Source organism: Stenotrophomonas sp. STEN018, from assembly GCF_056760235.1.
The window spans coordinates 25,551-40,346 of the sequence record NZ_JBRREK010000010.1 but is presented as its reverse complement, the minus strand read 5'-3'; the positions used below and the strand labels follow the sequence as shown (position 1 = coordinate 40,346).

General features: G+C 62.7%; 15 protein-coding genes and 1 other RNA gene. 8 read left to right on the top strand and 8 right to left on the bottom strand.

Going from position 1 to position 14,796, the window contains the following annotated elements; all coding sequences use genetic code 11:
• Position 1 precedes the first annotated feature (1 nt).
• Both ACVOMB_RS05845 and ACVOMB_RS05840 read right to left on the bottom strand, forming a co-directional pair.
• Positions 2 to 1,753, bottom strand: coding sequence for a type 4 pilus major pilin (locus tag ACVOMB_RS05845; protein ID WP_481530321.1), 1,752 nt, complete (start codon positions 1,751 to 1,753; stop codon positions 2 to 4).
• Positions 1,750 to 2,115 carry a conjugal transfer protein TraD gene (locus tag ACVOMB_RS05840; protein WP_481530320.1) on the bottom strand — a complete coding sequence of 122 codons (366 nt, stop codon included), beginning with the start codon at positions 2,113 to 2,115 and terminating at the stop codon, positions 1,750 to 1,752. The genes ACVOMB_RS05845 and ACVOMB_RS05840 overlap by 4 nt, the downstream gene beginning before the upstream one ends.
• 469 nt (positions 2,116 to 2,584) lie before the next feature.
• Between ACVOMB_RS05840 and ACVOMB_RS05835 the strand changes: the two genes are divergently transcribed.
• The 3 genes from ACVOMB_RS05835 (at position 2,585) to ACVOMB_RS05825 (ending at position 6,333) form a co-directional block, all read left to right on the top strand.
• The gene (locus ACVOMB_RS05835) at positions 2,585 to 4,453 is read left to right on the top strand and encodes a MobA/MobL family protein (protein ID WP_481530319.1); all 1,869 of its coding nucleotides are present in this window, start codon (positions 2,585 to 2,587) and stop codon (positions 4,451 to 4,453) included.
• Between the two features lie 175 nt (positions 4,454 to 4,628).
• On the top strand, positions 4,629 to 5,165 hold the full coding sequence (locus ACVOMB_RS05830; RefSeq protein ID WP_481530318.1) for a hypothetical protein: 537 nt from the start codon (positions 4,629 to 4,631) through the stop codon (positions 5,163 to 5,165).
• A gap of 961 nt (positions 5,166 to 6,126) precedes the next feature.
• Positions 6,127 to 6,333: a hypothetical protein gene (locus tag ACVOMB_RS05825; protein WP_481530317.1), complete on the top strand. Its 207-nt coding sequence runs from the start codon at positions 6,127 to 6,129 to the stop codon at positions 6,331 to 6,333.
• A 19-nt stretch (positions 6,334 to 6,352) separates the two neighbouring features.
• Here ACVOMB_RS05825 and ACVOMB_RS05820 read toward each other — a convergent pair whose 3' ends face one another.
• Together ACVOMB_RS05820 and ssrA are read right to left on the bottom strand one after the other, a co-directional pair.
• On the bottom strand, positions 6,353 to 7,744 hold the full coding sequence (locus ACVOMB_RS05820; protein ID WP_481530366.1) for a site-specific integrase: 1,392 nt from the start codon (positions 7,742 to 7,744) through the stop codon (positions 6,353 to 6,355).
• Positions 7,745 to 8,046: 302 nt separating this feature from the next.
• Positions 8,047 to 8,400, bottom strand: a transfer-messenger RNA (tmRNA) gene (gene ssrA / locus ACVOMB_RS05815).
• A 929-nt stretch (positions 8,401 to 9,329) separates the two neighbouring features.
• Here ssrA and ACVOMB_RS05810 point away from each other — a divergent pair.
• Positions 9,330 to 10,943 carry a CsgG/HfaB family protein gene (locus ACVOMB_RS05810; RefSeq protein WP_481530316.1) on the top strand — a complete coding sequence of 538 codons (1,614 nt, stop codon included), beginning with the start codon at positions 9,330 to 9,332 and terminating at the stop codon, positions 10,941 to 10,943.
• 163 nt (positions 10,944 to 11,106) lie between these two features.
• On the opposite strand, the gene ACVOMB_RS05805 is transcribed toward ACVOMB_RS05810, so the two are convergent.
• The gene (locus ACVOMB_RS05805; protein WP_481530315.1) at positions 11,107 to 11,262 is read right to left on the bottom strand and encodes a DUF6713 family protein; all 156 of its coding nucleotides are present in this window, start codon (positions 11,260 to 11,262) and stop codon (positions 11,107 to 11,109) included.
• A 90-nt stretch (positions 11,263 to 11,352) separates the two neighbouring features.
• Here ACVOMB_RS05805 and ACVOMB_RS05800 point away from each other — a divergent pair, with 90 nt between their 5' ends.
• Positions 11,353 to 12,027: a hypothetical protein gene (locus ACVOMB_RS05800; RefSeq protein WP_481530314.1), complete on the top strand. Its 675-nt coding sequence runs from the start codon at positions 11,353 to 11,355 to the stop codon at positions 12,025 to 12,027.
• Here ACVOMB_RS05800 and ACVOMB_RS05795 read toward each other — a convergent pair.
• Both ACVOMB_RS05795 and smpB read right to left on the bottom strand, forming a co-directional pair.
• On the bottom strand, positions 12,024 to 12,443 hold the full coding sequence (locus ACVOMB_RS05795; RefSeq protein WP_481530313.1) for a GNAT family N-acetyltransferase: 420 nt from the start codon (positions 12,441 to 12,443) through the stop codon (positions 12,024 to 12,026). The two genes, ACVOMB_RS05800 and ACVOMB_RS05795, sit on opposite strands and share 4 nt — an antisense overlap.
• A complete protein-coding gene (gene smpB / locus ACVOMB_RS05790; RefSeq protein ID WP_481530312.1) occupies positions 12,443 to 12,946 on the bottom strand; it encodes an SsrA-binding protein SmpB in 504 nt (167 codons plus the stop codon). The genes ACVOMB_RS05795 and smpB overlap by 1 nt, the downstream gene beginning before the upstream one ends.
• Before the next feature lie 56 nt (positions 12,947 to 13,002).
• On the opposite strand from smpB, the gene ACVOMB_RS05785 reads away from it, so the two are divergent.
• Entirely contained in the window at positions 13,003 to 13,431 is a 429-nt protein-coding gene (locus ACVOMB_RS05785; protein ID WP_481530311.1) for a type II toxin-antitoxin system RatA family toxin, read from the top strand.
• Between the two features lie 3 nt (positions 13,432 to 13,434).
• Complete coding sequence (locus ACVOMB_RS05780) at positions 13,435 to 13,692, top strand: RnfH family protein (RefSeq protein WP_481530310.1); 258 nt, start codon at positions 13,435 to 13,437, stop codon at positions 13,690 to 13,692.
• A 21-nt stretch (positions 13,693 to 13,713) separates the two neighbouring features.
• On the opposite strand, the gene ACVOMB_RS05775 is transcribed toward ACVOMB_RS05780, so the two are convergent.
• Complete coding sequence (locus tag ACVOMB_RS05775) at positions 13,714 to 14,103, bottom strand: outer membrane protein assembly factor BamE (RefSeq protein ID WP_481530309.1); 390 nt, start codon at positions 14,101 to 14,103, stop codon at positions 13,714 to 13,716.
• A gap of 104 nt (positions 14,104 to 14,207) precedes the next feature.
• Here ACVOMB_RS05775 and fur point away from each other — a divergent pair, with 104 nt between their 5' ends.
• Positions 14,208 to 14,618 carry a ferric iron uptake transcriptional regulator gene (gene fur, locus ACVOMB_RS05770; protein ID WP_481530365.1) on the top strand — a complete coding sequence of 137 codons (411 nt, stop codon included), beginning with the start codon at positions 14,208 to 14,210 and terminating at the stop codon, positions 14,616 to 14,618.
• Positions 14,619 to 14,796: the final 178 nt, after the last annotated feature.

Below are 14,796 nucleotides of genomic sequence, written 5' to 3'. Positions count from 1 at the left end.
CTTAAGGGCATTTGAACTCATACGCGGACCAGTCAGAAGCACCAGTGATCTGCCAGTAGAACGCCGAGCCAGCTCCGACCACTTCGCAAGCGCATTCCGACGGCCAATCTACCGGCCCATTGCTGGGGGTGTAGCCGAATCCTGGCATCGGGGTCAGCCTCTGCTGAAGTGCGGCGACGCAGGCCCGGCGCTCTGACGTCAGCGCCTGTTCTTGAGGTAGGACGGGGGAAAACGTGGCGTCATCGTTGGTGTTCACGCTTTGCGTGCAATGGGTCTGGTCCGCGTAATACTGGGAGGGGGAGCAAAAGACGCCCCAGCCGTATAGGCCGCCATCGCCCCAGGAAACCCACGATTTCCCGCTGTAGGACGGATACGTTCTTGCGGGGGGCGCTGGGGTCGTGCAGGTGTTGGAGGTGGTGACCCAGGCCGTAGTGCCAGCCCAGGCCGACCACGCCGACCAGCCGGCCCACACATAGGAACCCGTTGGTGCCGGGCAGGAGGCGGCCCGTGTCTGCGTCCGCCGCTCCTGCCGCTGTTGCGTCACGCTTCCCACCTGACCAGCAGGGCATGCCAGCGTCTGCGACGCCGTGCGGGTCTCGGTATTCGTCTGCGTGCTGGGATTAGGCAGCACGCACGCGGGCGCGCAGGTGCTGGAAATGGTGGCCCAAGGTCCATAGACCCCAGTAGCCCAGGCCTCGTAGGGCCCACCTACCTCGCCGCAGTAGCCCACGCGCTGCTGCGTCACAGTCCCAATCTGTCCTGCGGGGCAGTTCACGTTTTGCGTCTGCGTCGGCGGCACGGTGCAGCGGGTCAGCGGCGGCGGATTGCTGGGAGGCAGCACACTAGGCGTGGGCGGTGGGTTCGTCGGTGTTGCTGGTGCTGGCGGGGCCGTAGGCACGGCAGGCGGCGGTGCAACGGGCGGCCCGGGCGGCACCACGCCAGGCGTTCCAGGCGTGGCGTCGTCCACGTTGGGGGCACCATCGACTGGGCCCACCGGAGTGCTAGGGTTGACCGGGTCCACCGATGGCGGAGCATTGGGCACAGTCGGCGGCGGCGTTGCGACTGACGAGCCAGACGCCACCCCAGAGAAATACACAAAACTCACCTGGTCCCCGCCGTGCTCTTCGCACGCGGTAGCAGCGTTGGCCGGGTCGTATTGGCTATTCAAGTAAACGCTTTTGCCATTGACCTGCGCATCCCAAACCGCCGGGTCGCCGGCCATCGCTGCAATCAGCTTGGCGCAAGCCGCCTTAGGAACGTCGCGGGTTTCGACTAAAAAAGAGTCGTTGCCGCGCTTCACGGTGTTGGGCCAAAACGACACAGAGCCGCCCCACGCATTGCGCAGGCCGTCGCTTTGCCTCAGCCGCTGTGCGGCCAGGCCATCGGTTTGCACGAGCGAGGTGGACAAGCCCGAGTAGCCGCCCACGATTCCCAGGCTACGGTCGATGGCGTTGGCCGTTTCGCTGAAATCCAACTGCGTCTGTTTCACATCTGCGGCCACGCTTGTCGGGCCAAACAGCAGCCAGCCGGCGGCCGCTATTGCGGACGACACGCCCAGCACCAACAGCACCTCCACCAGCGTATAGCCGCCCGGTTGCGGGCCGCGTGGCGCACTTGGCGGGGGCGTCGGGCATTCCGCCTTACGTTTGCGGCGGGCGTCCAGCAGGTCGCTCAGCGAGCCCAGGAAGTGGGCGCGCAAGCCTTCCGTCTGTTTTTCAAGCAGCGGGTCCGTGGGTTTTTTCTCGTCGCTCATGACCGGGCCGCCTCACGCGCAGCGGCACGTTCCTCTAGGTGCTTGAGGCCGTGCTCGCGCAGTTGGTTCCGCTTCTGTGGTTCGCGCTCGAGTTGGCCGCCGATGACCAAAAGGGCACCCACAATCTCTGCCTCATCCCAGCCGTCTGCACCGGCGGCGATGACCAGACCGCCCAAGCCAATCTTGCGGTGCGCGTCGGCCGAGCGGAATAGCTTGGCGCGCTCCTTGGCTTTGTCGCGCGCGGCCTGGCGGGATTGCCGCTCTTTCTCTTGCTTCTCAGCGACCAGGATTTTTGCTTTCTCCTTCGCTGCGGCTTCCAACATCTTCGCCAGTTTTAGTTTTTGCTTTTCGATATCTGCCACGACACGCCTGCATAAAGTCCTGATAAACCATGCAAGCAGATTCCGCGCGGAGCGCAAGGGGGAAACGCCCATTTTCTGGCGCGAGCGAGCAGCGAGCGCCGCTTTTGCTTTTGGCTAAAAACTTGACAGTTCCGTTGTGCATGTAAATCTGATTCAGGGGGCCAGCGAGCGCAGCGAGCAGCCCCGGTTCTCTTGAGTTTGATGCGGGTGCGGAGCGCCCAAAGAAAACAACAAGAGCGCACTTAGAGTAATCCCTTCGGGATTACGTGCGGTCAGGGGCTACGCCCCCGACACCCCAACGCCACGCTTCGCGTGACGCCTCTCCCCCCATTTCTCGCCCCCCAGGGGGCTGCGATTGGAGACCGGATTGGCGATTTACCACCTCACTGCAAAGGCTTACTCGCGCCAAGGAGGACATTCGTCCACCGCTGGCGCTGCGTATCGTGCAGGGGTGCGGATTGAAGACGCCTTGACCGGAACAGTCCACGATTACACGCGACGCCTTGGCGTCGCGTTTTCCGCGCTCTGCCTTCCCGGCGAACAGACCGCAGACCGGGCCGAGTTCTGGAATCGGGTCGAAGCCCACCACAAGCGCGGGGATGCAATCACTTGCCGGGAGGTGGAGGTGGCGCTTCCTGCCGAGCTCTCTGCCGAGAAGCGCCAAGAACTGGCGCATGGCTTTGCCCGCCATTTGGCCGAGCGCTACGGCGTGGCCGCTGACGTGGCCATCCACGAACCGAGCAAGGGCGGGGACGAGCGCAATCACCACGCCCACATTCTGCTCAGTGCATGCAGCGTCAACCCGGACGGAAGTTTGGGGAAAAAGGCTGTGGCGCTGGACCCGATTGCCTGCAAACGAGCCAAGCAACCCACCTTGGCGGAGACGGAGCGCGAGTTCTGGGCCACGTCCGTCAATCGCATGTTGGCCAGCGAAGGCGTGGCGGACCGCGTGGACCACCGTTCGCTATTGAGCCAGCAGGCGGACGCCGTCCAGAAAGATGATTTCGCCACGGCAGCCAAGTTGGACCGCCCGGCGACCAAGCACGAAGGCAAAGCGGTCACGCAAGCCCGCCGCCGTGGCGAGCGCTTGCCGCGCGCCAGGCGGAACGACCGCGTCCGCCAAGCGGCTGATAGCCGCGTCACCGCCCACACCGAACGCTTCGAAGCACTCAAGGCCCAGGCCGCTGCGGAGGGCCGTTTGGCTCACGTGGACGAGCAGGCATTGCACGCGCAAGCGCTTTTGGAACGTCGCAAAGAATCGGCGGCGCGCTTGCGCGCTGCTGCCCAGCCATCCCCCAATGAGGCCCCACGCCATGACCGAGTTCCAACCAACCCCCAGCGTCGACGCGCACCGGCTCTCACCCGAAATAGCGTTGATGCTCTCCGAGTCCGAAAACCCGGAACTGGCGACGAGCGCGTGCCTGCGCTGCGCCCACTCCACAGCCTTAACCCTTGCTTGGCCACGGGGGGACGACGAGCGCCCGAAGCCGGCGGATTTAGTCGTGTTCTGCGGCCAGATGCACCGCGATATCACGACACTCGTCCAGCGGTGCTCAGGATTCCAGCCCAAGCCCTGACACCCAGGGCAGGGGCCGCCGTCCAGGCGCGTGCACAGCGTCCCGCTGCGCACAAAGCCGGGTCATCCATGCCCCGGCCGGCCCCCGTTGGGGGCGGTCAGCAGGGCAAGGGGGCGGCAGGCATCGAGCGCGCTTCACGCAAACACACACAGAACAGACAGGCGGAAATCATGGCCGGAGACCAGGCGGCGAAGAATGTAGAAGAAATGATTGAACAGATGTTCAAGGTGGCACGCCGGTCCCTTCTTCAGTCCAGCAGCGCCACGCCCGAGCAACGTTCGGTTTCCCGCACGCTCATCAGGTGTCATACGGACCTGGACGAGCAACGCACGGCTTACTCGCAAGCGAAAGAGAGCCGGCACCAGGCGGGGTTGAAACGAAGCAGAGCCGACGCGGACGCCAACATGTCCCCGGTGCCCACGGATTTCCTTTCCACGGCGCTGCGCAAGGTGGGACGGCCTACCGCCGAAGACAGGGCCGCACAGGCGGCGCAGGAACAGAAGCGGGAGGCGAAGGCGCAGGAGCGGCAGGCTCGGAAGGTTCGCGATACGACCAGGGAGGCCAGGAACCAGGCCGAGGTGGCGTTCGAGCTGGCCAAAGCGGATTTTCTGGTGCAGTTCCCGAAGCACTTCCCGCCCGTCAAACCCACTGCCGAGCTCGCGCCGACGCAGGGCGTGGCCCCAGTGCCGCAGACCCCGGAGCGGGCCTTGCGGCCACCGGAGTCGGTCAGTCCGCCCCGCCGTCCGTCCCCGCGGCCTTGAGCAGGGCCGCGACGGCCTTGGCGCGTTGCTCCGGAGACAACTGAGCAAGCGCCAACACCGCGTCGGCCATCGCTTCGTCCTCGGCTAGGAAGGGACTGCTCCGCCGCTAGCTTGTTGTCCAGCGTGTATTGCTCGTCCATCATCCAGCTTTCAACTGGCTAAGGATGGTTCAACTGTGTGGCTCTCCAAGGATTCAGGCATTGACTGGACGGCAATCGCTGCGCTCATCGCGCTTGGTATTTGGCTCGTGGATGGATGGCGTAGGCGTAGGGAGCGGGCAGCAACGCGCAGGCTGCTCGCGCAAATCATGACCACCCCAGTGGGAGTAGCCCAGATTGATATCGCTCGCTTCCGCGTCTCTGTGGTGCCGTCGAGCGGGGATACGACAAACGTTCTGAACCTGATTGACAGTCAGGCATGCAGGGCAGCGTTCGCGGCAAAGGCGTTTGAGGTGAAGCTAGAGCTGCCGTCGCAGTTTCTTGAGAAGGCGGACTTATTCGGCGAGCGGACCTCAAACCGCCTCGCGCTGGCGCTCTCTCAAACAAGCCGCCTTCATACGGCGTGGAAGCTCGCCGCTGACATCCCGGACGGAGTGGATGAGAAGGAGCTACATGACCATGTTCATCACGCCCTGGAACAAATCCAAGCGACGGAAAAGGCGATTGGGGAGGCATTCAATGCGGTCGTCGCCGACGGCCAGGCTTCTTCTTGAAAAGCGTCAATCGGAAAAAAGCCACCCCCGGCTTGACAACGGCCGAGGGTGGCTTATTTTGAATCTATGGCCCCCGAGTTTGACCGACTCGAGGGCGAGCAAATGTAGGAATCAGCTACGACATGCCCAGGCAAGGCCCCTTGAGGCCACTCTAACAAGCCTGGACGGACCCGCAAGCCCCCCTCCTTTCCTCGCCCCCGAATCTGCCCAGCCCCGAAGGCCGTTGGTAGCCGTATCACGACGACCCATTGAGTTGGGGTGCGCACGGTTTCCGGGAGCCCATTGCGGGCTTGGACTGACCGTCACCGGGTGCGCAGGCAGTAAAGCGAGGGGGGGGAAACTCGCGCCAGCCAGGTAACGCAGATGTCGATGGTAACTGGGGAGTGCTCAATCTGGCCCCAGCAGCGTCTCCCATTCGCGGTCCCGTTACCAATGGTTTGTTGCTAGGAGAAGCCCCAGGAAAAACGCGCCTGGGCACGGGAAAAGTAAAGCAACACCGGAGAGACGCCAAGAGAACCTTGGTGACAGGACCCGGACCCGGCGCGGTTGCTCGCGTGAACCTGTCGTAGTGGTGCAGAGCAGAGAATCACCACGCCCTGAGTGCTGGGGGTCGCCGTCACGGGACTAACGCACGGGCCAAGTCACCCCACCGCGTTTTAGTCAGCGGGTAAGGGGAGACTTTGCCCTTCGGCTGGAGGGGCCCGGAGGGGACCCGAGAGCCGAAGGGCAAAAGCAGGGGAGCCTTAGCAAAGCTTTAGGCCCTGAGAAGGCAAACGCATGAGTGCTTTTCTGTTACTGCAAAGCATATCGGGCGCGCCGGCCACCAGTCTCTTTCAGATTCACCCAACTTTTCTTGCTCCGTCGGCAGCCCCGTCCAGGCCCATCCAGCCTGGCGGCGGCGCTAGCGGCCGCGCCTTGGGCGGGGTATCGTTCGCTCACACCCTGCTTTAGGAGGCATGACGTGGGCGAATGGTCGGACTACTTCGAGGACTTTCCTGAAGAGAACCCTGCGAACTGGGTTAATGGACGTTTTGACCCGGAGGGCGTGCGGCGCGCGCACCAGAGGGCCGATGCGCTTGCGCAGTCGCAGGCAGACTTGAACAGCACCGTCCGTAGGATGATTGACGAAGGCAACCGACGCGCCAGCGAAAAACAAGCCAAATCGTAGTCGGCGGCCAAGCCCCCGCTCATGCGGGGGTTTTGCTTTTCTTGGCCTGCCGCGTCTTGGCGGCTTGCTCCCTGCGCCGCTCGATGTGGCGAACCTGCTTGAACGCCACGTCAAACTGGCCGGCCGTGTAGGCGGGCAGTGTTACCGGCGGGCCATACGCGTTCAGTGCGTCAAAGCGCTTCGGGATGGTGCCCGGATTGACGTAATGCTTGAGGCCGCTGGGCAAGGTCAAGTCGTGCCCGGTGATTTCCTGGGTCACTTGGATGGCCGTCCCGACTTCGTTGACCAGCGTGTTGGCCACGTTGTGCCGGAAGCAGTGGAAGGACTTCAGCCGACCGGTCAGGCCGCGCTTGATGGCGTAAGCGCGGAACTGGTCGCCCATCGTGTCCCCGTAGCCGCCGGCTTCCGAATGCTGGAGGTGCGGGAACAGGCGGTCGAACCCGGCCCGCTTCACGTCCTCGACGAACGTCAGGAACCCGGCCTGCAGCACGGTATCGGACAGGGGAACGAAGCGCGAAGAATGCGCGTTCTTCAGCCGCTGGTCCGGGCGCTGGGCACGGATATGGATGCCCCAATGGCCGCCCACCTCTGCAACGTCGTCCACGTAGAGCTGGGCCACCTCGTTGACGCGCGCCCCCGTGGCTACGCCCAGGATGGAGCCGAACCAGCGGTGCGGGTATTTGCTGGCCCACTCAGGAAAGGCTTCGGAATCGAACAGCGCGGCCAGCTCTTCCGGCGTGAAGGGTTCGCGGGTTGGGGCATCGGTTTTGGACTTGGAGCGGTTCATGATGGCCTTGTGTGGCGCTTTCGGGATGAGGGCTTCATCGGCTTGGGCGTTGAAGAACGCGGCCAAGTGGTCGCGGCGCTTTTCCTGGGTGCGTTCCAGCAGGGTGGGGTGGCCGCCGCCCTTGGCCTTTTGCACCACTTCCAGGGGCGTCAGGCCACGAAACACGGCTTTCTTGCTGGCATTGGCCGGGTAGACCGCCAGGGCATCCAGGAAGGCACGCACGTCCGTGGCCGTGACCTCTTCAATCGGCTTGTCGCCCCCGAGGGCGAGGAACAGGCGCAGCGTGTATTCGGTGTCCATGACGTTGCGCACGGCCCGCTGGGCTCGCCTCATGTCGCTGAGGTAGACGTCAATGCGCTCTGACAGCAGCGGCCCGGCGGGAGGCGCAGGTGGTGCTGGGGGCCGTGGTGGTTCCCACCCGTGCATGCCCGCCATGAGCGGGTCTTTTGCTGCCAAGGCGTTCAAGTCCTGAACGGTCTGCCGGAACAGGCGGCGGTCCTCGGCCGTGTTGATTTCCACGCCGCCGAGGGTCAGCCCGTTGGGTAGGCGCACTTGTTGGATGGTCAGGTCCTGATGCCCGTTCTCGCGCACCCGGCGCAAGATGTCCTTGATGTCGTCGTTCACCATCGTCCCTGTCCGCAGCGCCTTGAAGGACTCCGATAGTGCCATTGCCATGCGTGCCGCGACCAGCCGGGCGGCGTCGCCTCGGCCGGGCAGGGCACGAACGAGGAAGCGGCAGCCCAAGCTCTGCCGCAGGTCAACAGGCACAAGAAAGCGGGCATAGAGCCCGCTGGCGCGCTTCAACAGAAAGGGTTTGGGCAAAACGATACCTCAAACGATACCTTGAAGGGGTATCGTTTGAGGCTCGTAAATCACCAATAAACCTTGCAAAATCAAGCTACTTACGCTAGTTTTGCAGGTGAGAATGGTGGAGGTGGGCGGAATTGAACCGCCGTCCGAAGGCACTCCATCCCCGGCACTACATGCTTAGCTCACCGTTGGGTCTCGTCCTGTGGCAGCACGGTGTGCAAAACGCACCCCAGGACCAGCCTGTTTTGGTTAAGCCATGACTGACAGGCAGCCGTCACAGCCGGTTCCGTGATAATGACCCTACATCCACGAGCACGGGCACAAGTGGGTTCGGGGCTTACGCCTTAAGCGGCGAGAGCGTAGTTGTCGTCGTTGGCAACTAGAGTTTTGCAGCTGGATTTACGAGGAAAGCTACCCCCTCGGCATGCGCCAAGCGACTTCACAACCCCCGTCGAAACCAGTGCACCCCCGGTTAAGCGTTGATCTGTAAGGACTTTTGGGTGAAACGTGACGAAAAGCTGCCAAAAGTCTCGCTGACGGAGTGAATGCTACAGCCAAAGAGCTGAACAGTCACGCATGCGAGGGATGCACGGCGATCAGGGGGCAGAGACGACCATCATGGCGCCTTTCTATTCCGCCAGCCCGTAGACGTAGTAGTGGTGGCGATCATTGCCCCGAGCAGCAGCCACTGGCTGGTACTGAACAATCAAGGGCAGCTCGTCGTCCAGGCTGGTCGTGAGGCCTGCAACCTAGCCGCTACCAAACAAGAAGCCAAATCGTCCAGTCTCGTTGGCCCATCGGCTTGGCCGCGAACATCACGTTCTCGCCGGCGTTCAGTGCCTGGCTCAACAAGGTGGCGCATCTGGTAAGGGTATCGGATCCCGGCATTCGTCAATGCCCGCTGTTGGTTGTCGACGCGATGGTTTGGTCAGGGGCCCGGTGCGCACTGGGCTTAGGGGGGGGCAAGCTCGTCAGCCAGTAGCGTGCGCGCGCTGTGCCTTGAGCGGGGCCAGCACCGCGTGACCAGCTTCAAGTGTCTCTTCGCGCTCGCGTTCGTGGCTATGGCGACCGAAGTGGCCGCTGTAGACCTTGATCCTTGAGTTCTGTGCTGACGTGAAGAACCTGTGCTCGCCTGAAGAGAAAACCGGGGAGCAATGGCTGGGCAGTGGCTAAAAAGCGGGGCGGGGAAGCTCGCGCTGGAACTGTCTGCGCGCTATGCGAAATGCCCCCGGTCCCACGGTTGGGGTTGACGGGTCGGCTCTTACGGTCCCCATTTATACTTATAAATTGTTAACATATGTGACGGAAATGTGAGCGCGCAGATTAATGCGGGCTTTTATTTGGTTCGGACGATTCATATCCGCAACTTCGCATGGAGTGCGGAAACAGGGGGATAAACATGAAGACCACCATCCATCGGCCTGCCGTTCTGGCAGCCGGTTTCATTGCGTTCGTGTCGGCGACGGCAAGCTTTCCAAGCCACGCTTTTCTGGGCATGTCATCGGATAAATGCAAGGCGCCGCAGGGCAGTCTGCGCATCGTCGAGCCGGATGACGGCATGGGAATCTGGGCGACCTATGGTCTACCTGCACCTACCCGCATGCTGCGGGTGCTGGTCAACGATTCCAAGTGCTTTACCGTGCTTGATCGCGGTGCCGGCTTTACCGCAGCGCAGGCTGAGCGCGAGCTGGCCATGGGCGGGCATTTGCAGGAAGGTCAGAATATCGGCGGTGGGCAGATGCGTGGCGCGGACTTCGTGCTGGTACCGGATATCGTGTCGCAGAATCCCAATGCCGGTGGCATGAGCATCGGCGCAGGCGCATCCAATGGCGGTAGCAAGCGGGGCTTGATGGGGGCGATGATGAACGTTGCCACCTTGGGCGTGGCAGGCAAACTGTCGACGAAAAGACAGACCGCCGAAGTGGTGCTGACCCTGGTTGATGTACGCACGTCCGAGCAGCTCGTCAGTGTGACCGGCGAAGCCAAAATCACCGACAAGGCATGGGCGGCAGCGGTGTCTGCCTCGAACGTGCAGGGCAGCGCGGGGGTAAATGCTGGCAGCTGGGACAACACCGAGATCGGCAAGGTCATCAAGGAGGCCTACGAAGAGGCCTATGAGCGGATGGTTGAGGAGGTCAGCAAAAAGCGCGGTGTTTTGGCCAATCGCAATGTGCCGCAGGCAACCCGTGGAGTGGCGCCGATAGCGCCACCGGATGCGTACCAGACGCTGGCCGCGTCGCAAGCCCGGCTGGCCAATGCCGCCGCAGCAAGGTTGCAAGGAGGGCCTGCGGCGCCGTTGGCGGTACATGCCGATGCTACAAACCGGGGTGCGATCGGCGGTATGCCGGGGCAGATGGCACAGCATGGCGTGGATCACGTTGTTGGCGGCAATGGGGCGTCGGCCGCAATGGGCGCGATGACCGAATCTGGCGGCATCGCTGGTGCTGCGGGCCAGATGTTGCAGCAGGTTGCAGGCCAGGGAATGGGTGCCGGCGTGGCGCAGGCTGCGATGGGAGCTGTGGCGCAGCAAGGTGGCATGTTGGCCGCTGCCGGCCAAGTGGTACAGCAGGTTGCAGGTCAGGGCATCGGTGCAGGTGTGGCGCAGGCTGCGATGGGCCTGGCAGCCCAGCAAGGCGGCATGATGGGTGCAGCGGGGCAGGTGGCACAGCAGGTTGCAGGTCAGGGCATCGGTGCAGGCGTGGCGCAGGCAGCGATGGGCCTGGCTGCCCAGCAGGGCGGCATGGTCGGTGCAGCGGGGCAGGTGGCGCAGCAGGTTGTAAGCCAGAATGTAGTCGCCGGTGGCCAGATGGCCGCAGCCGCGGGGACGATGATGTTGCATCGCATGGCTCGATTGCTGGCCCAGCCGGACAGTCAGGCGACCGTTGTGGCCGAACTCAAGCCCGGCATGCTCGCTTACCCCACAGGGGGACGCAATGGCGGAATGATCGAAGTCGACGATGAAATGGGCAATCGTGGTTGGCTGCCGTCGGCGGTGCTTGGCGTCAAACAGTAAAAGCTGGCCAAGCGCTTCCAGAACATCTCCGTTTGGTACTACAGAACGGAAAAGCCCGCCGAGCGTAAGTGCTTGGCGGGCTTTTTTTTGTATTTTCGTCGGGGGGCTGGGAGTCGGCCTGTCGGCGACAGTGCCTCCCGCGGAAAGGCGTTGATTCATTGATTCATTTGGCGCTGTGGGCGATGTTCTGACCAAGACCTCGCTGGCAACACACTTGAATGCCGCCGGATACATGGAACATGTCCCATTCGTGCCAGTAGGCAGTATCTATCTGGTGAACGATCAGCGACAGCAGTGTTGCGGTGTACCAGCGATCCATCGTCAAAGAGCTCCTGGGTGGGGCCGCAGTCTAGTCAACTATCTGCACAACTACTTGCGGCTGCGACGTCGTATCACTTGAAGGTGCCGAGTGAGGCTTAACGTCGCGCCGACCTTTCTGCGACGTTTGTCGCTGGACCATGGCCGCCATCAAGTTCGTGAAGATGAGGTGCTCATGCAGCAGCGCGGTTTGCGCAGCCTGCGATTGTTGGCGGCTGGCGTCGGGGCCGGGTTTCGGCGGCGCGCGCTGGCACCCGTGTTGTTGTATCTGGTGCTGTCAGTTGTGGTGTTGATCATGGCGTGGCTTGGCCGCAGCCATTGGCCGCAGCTTGCGCCGTTGGTGCTGCTGCTTTGTGGTGGGTTGCTGGGCTGGGTGCGGCAGGTGCGTCGACGCTGGCTTGGCGTCTATCTGTTGGCGGCTGTGTTGCTGTTGTTGCTGCAGTCGCCTTGGTCGGGGCTTGCCGCTGCCGGGGTGGAGCGGGTAGCTGTTGTCGCAATGACCCTGGGCTTGGCTCAGTTGTTGGTCCATACCGCGCGGGTGTTGCGGTTCGCGCGCGCGCTGCAGTTGAAGGTTGATGGTCTGGACGATGCCGCGATTCTTGCCTTGCTGCCGCCGGAGGCTGCCGAGGACGCACGACAATGGCTGGGCGGTGATGACCGCAAAGCTGCCGAGTTGAGCGAAGTGGTCAGCTTGAGTGTGCTGTACGCGGCCTTGCAGTCGCCCGGTGCCCAGCGGCGCAATCTGCGCCGGATACTGATGGGTTAAAGCATCTTGCGCAGATAGATGCGCTCATGGCCGGGTGGAAAGTCGGGCAGTCGGCCGAAAACCTCGTAGCCGTGGCGCAGATAAAAACCTTCGGCCTGCCAATCGAAGGTATCCAGCATCACGCTGTGCGCGCCTGCGGCCTTGGTCTGTCGTTCGGCCTCCACCAGCAATTGGCTGCCCAATCCCTGGCCGCGCAGCTCGGGATCAACCCAGAGTACATGGATGGTGAGCCAGCCGGCGCAGATGTCGCCGAGCAATCCGCCGCGCAGCGTTCCGTCCTGGTCGTGGCTGGCCAGCTGCAGTGGCAGCTCATCGAAACTATTGCCGCTGGCCTTGCGATTGAAGGCCAGCAGCTGTGCACAAAGCGCCTGCACATCCTGCGCGCTGGCTGCATGCAGCGCGTGCTGTGCAGACATCAAGCGTTGCGGTTGTGGGCACGCATCGCGCGCTGCTTTTCGCGGTCCCAGTCGCGTTCCTTGGCGGTGTCGCGCTTGTCGTGATTCTGCTTGCCCTTGGCCAGCGCGATCTCGATCTTGATCTTGTTCTTGCTCCAGTACATCGCGGTGGGCACCAGCGTGTAGCCTTCGCGCTCGACCCGCCCGATCAGTTTGTCGATCTCGCGACGGTGCAGCAGCAGCTTGCGCTGGCGGCGGTCTTCCGGAACGGTGTGGGTGGAGGCCTGGATCAACGGGGTGATCTGCGCGCCGATCAGGAAGATCTCGCCATCGCGCACGTAGGCGTAGGCGTCGGTCATGTTGCCGCGGCCGGCGCGGATCGCCTTGACCTCCCAGCCCTGTAGCACCAAGCCGGCTTCGACCCGTTCTTCCAGGTGGTATTCGTGGCGCGCGCGCTTGTTCAACGAGATGGTTTTGTCGGCCGTCCCGTTCTTTGCTTTATCCTTGCTTTGTTTCGTGCTCATTTCCGTATTGTCTCCGATTCGGGGGCTTCCCGAACACTTTCTGTATCTGTATCGCCATGACAACCATTCGTCGCAGCGCGCTGGTCGAACACTCCGCCGAGCGCATGTTCAATCTGGTCAACGATGTCGCCGCCTATCCTGGCCGGTTCCGCTGGTGTGACAAGGCGGAAATCCTGGAGCAGGGCGAGGAGCGGCTGGTTGCCCGGCTGGATCTGGGGCTGGGTTCGTTCCGGACCTGGTTCATGACCGAAAACACGCTGCAGCGCCCGCACAGCATCGATATGAAGCTGCGCGAAGGCCCGTTCAAGCGCCTGCACGGCCGCTGGGAGTTTCATTCCCTGTCCGAAAGTGCCTGCAAGGTCACCTTGGAGCTGGAGTTCGAACCGACCTCGCGGCTGCTGGGGCCGGCTTTGGCGCTGGGCTTCCAGGGTTTGGCCGATCGTATGGTCAACGACTTCGTGCGTGTGGCCGATCAGGAAACCTGAGCGATGCGTGTAGAGGTGGTGCTGGCTTGGCCGGACCGTTACCAGCAGCGGCAACTGGAGCTGCCTGAGGGCTGCACGGTCGCCGATGCGGTGACCGAGGCTGCGCTGGATGGCGCTGCCGAGGTGGTGGCAATGGCGGTGCACGGCGTGCTGGCGCGCCCGCAGCAGCTGTTGCAGGACGGTGACCGGGTGGAGCTGCTGCGTCCGTTGCTGGCCGACCCCAAAGAAAATCGCCGCCGGCGAGCGCGCGGCGGCGATTGATCTTGCGGCGGGTGCGCTGGATCAGCGGCCCTTTTTCTTGTCCTTGGCCAGGTTGCGGCCGAACTGGCGCACGCTGTTGCGCGCCAGGTCGCCGTCCTGGGTCGGGAAGTAGTCGCCTTCCCAGCGGGTGACCTGGTCGTTGTCGAAGAACACGACGAAGTTTTTCACCTCGGTCTTGCCCAGACGGTTCACGCGCTGGCTGGCGGTGTAGTCCCAGCGCTGGGCATGGAACGGGTCAGCGATGGACGGCGTGCCCAGCAGCGCGTTGACCTGCTGCTTGCTTTGGCCGACCTGCAACTGCGCCACGGACTGTTCACGGATCAGGTTGCCCTGATAGATGGGCTGCTTGTAGATGATGCCGCAGCCAGTAGTGGACAGGGCGACAACGGCGATCAACAGGAGGTTGCGCATTAGGTAGGGCAGTTGAGGAAATCAGGTCGATGATACACTCCCCGGCACCCAGCGCGATCTGACCGGAGATAACTGGCGTTAAACCGCCAATGAACACGATGGCTATGGAATCCAATGACCTGCGCAAAGTCGGCCTGAAGGTTACGCATCCGCGGATGCGCATCCTTGCCCTGCTTGAACAGAACACCCCCCATAAACACCACCTCACCGCCGAGGACATCTATCGCCAGCTGCTTGATTGCGGCGATGAGATCGGGCTGGCCACGGTTTACCGTGTGCTGACCCAGTTCGAAGCGGCAGGCCTGGTGCTCAAGCACAACTTTGAAGGCGGCCAGGCTGTTTACGAGCTGGACCGTGGTGGCCACCACGACCATATGGTCGACGTGGACACTGGCAAGATCATCGAGTTCGAAAGCCCTGAAATCGAGGAGCTGCAGCGGAAAATCGCGGCAGAGCACGGTTTCGAGCTGGAAGAGCACTCGTTGGTGTTGTACGTGCGTAAAAAGCGCAAGTAAGGCTTTGGCGGCGCGGCCCTTGGGCTGTTGCTGTTGAATTGAAAACACCGGCCAATGGCCGGTGTTTTTGTTTGTGCGGTTGCTTCTGCTCCCTCCCTTTCGCGCAGCGAAGGGGAGGGGTGGGGAGGGGTGTTTTTGGAGCGGAACCTACAGAGCCAAGAGCTGCCCTCACCCCAAC

Excerpts from the sequence above, each read along its gene's own strand:
- ACVOMB_RS05845 (WP_481530321.1), bottom strand. The coding sequence starts at position 1,753 with ATGAGCGACGAGAAAAAACCCACGGACCCGCTGCTTGAAAAACAGACG.
- ACVOMB_RS05810 (WP_481530316.1), top strand. The coding sequence starts at position 9,330 with ATGAAGACCACCATCCATCGGCCTGCCGTTCTGGCAGCCGGTTTCATT.
- ACVOMB_RS05805 (WP_481530315.1), bottom strand. The coding sequence starts at position 11,262 with ATGGATCGCTGGTACACCGCAACACTGCTGTCGCTGATCGTTCACCAG.
- ACVOMB_RS05795 (WP_481530313.1), bottom strand. The coding sequence starts at position 12,443 with ATGTCTGCACAGCACGCGCTGCATGCAGCCAGCGCGCAGGATGTGCAG.
- smpB (WP_481530312.1), bottom strand. The coding sequence starts at position 12,946 with ATGAGCACGAAACAAAGCAAGGATAAAGCAAAGAACGGGACGGCCGAC.
- ACVOMB_RS05785 (WP_481530311.1), top strand. The coding sequence starts at position 13,003 with ATGACAACCATTCGTCGCAGCGCGCTGGTCGAACACTCCGCCGAGCGC.
- ACVOMB_RS05780 (WP_481530310.1), top strand. The coding sequence starts at position 13,435 with ATGCGTGTAGAGGTGGTGCTGGCTTGGCCGGACCGTTACCAGCAGCGG.
- ACVOMB_RS05775 (WP_481530309.1), bottom strand. The coding sequence starts at position 14,103 with ATGCGCAACCTCCTGTTGATCGCCGTTGTCGCCCTGTCCACTACTGGC.
- fur (WP_481530365.1), top strand. The coding sequence starts at position 14,208 with ATGGAATCCAATGACCTGCGCAAAGTCGGCCTGAAGGTTACGCATCCG.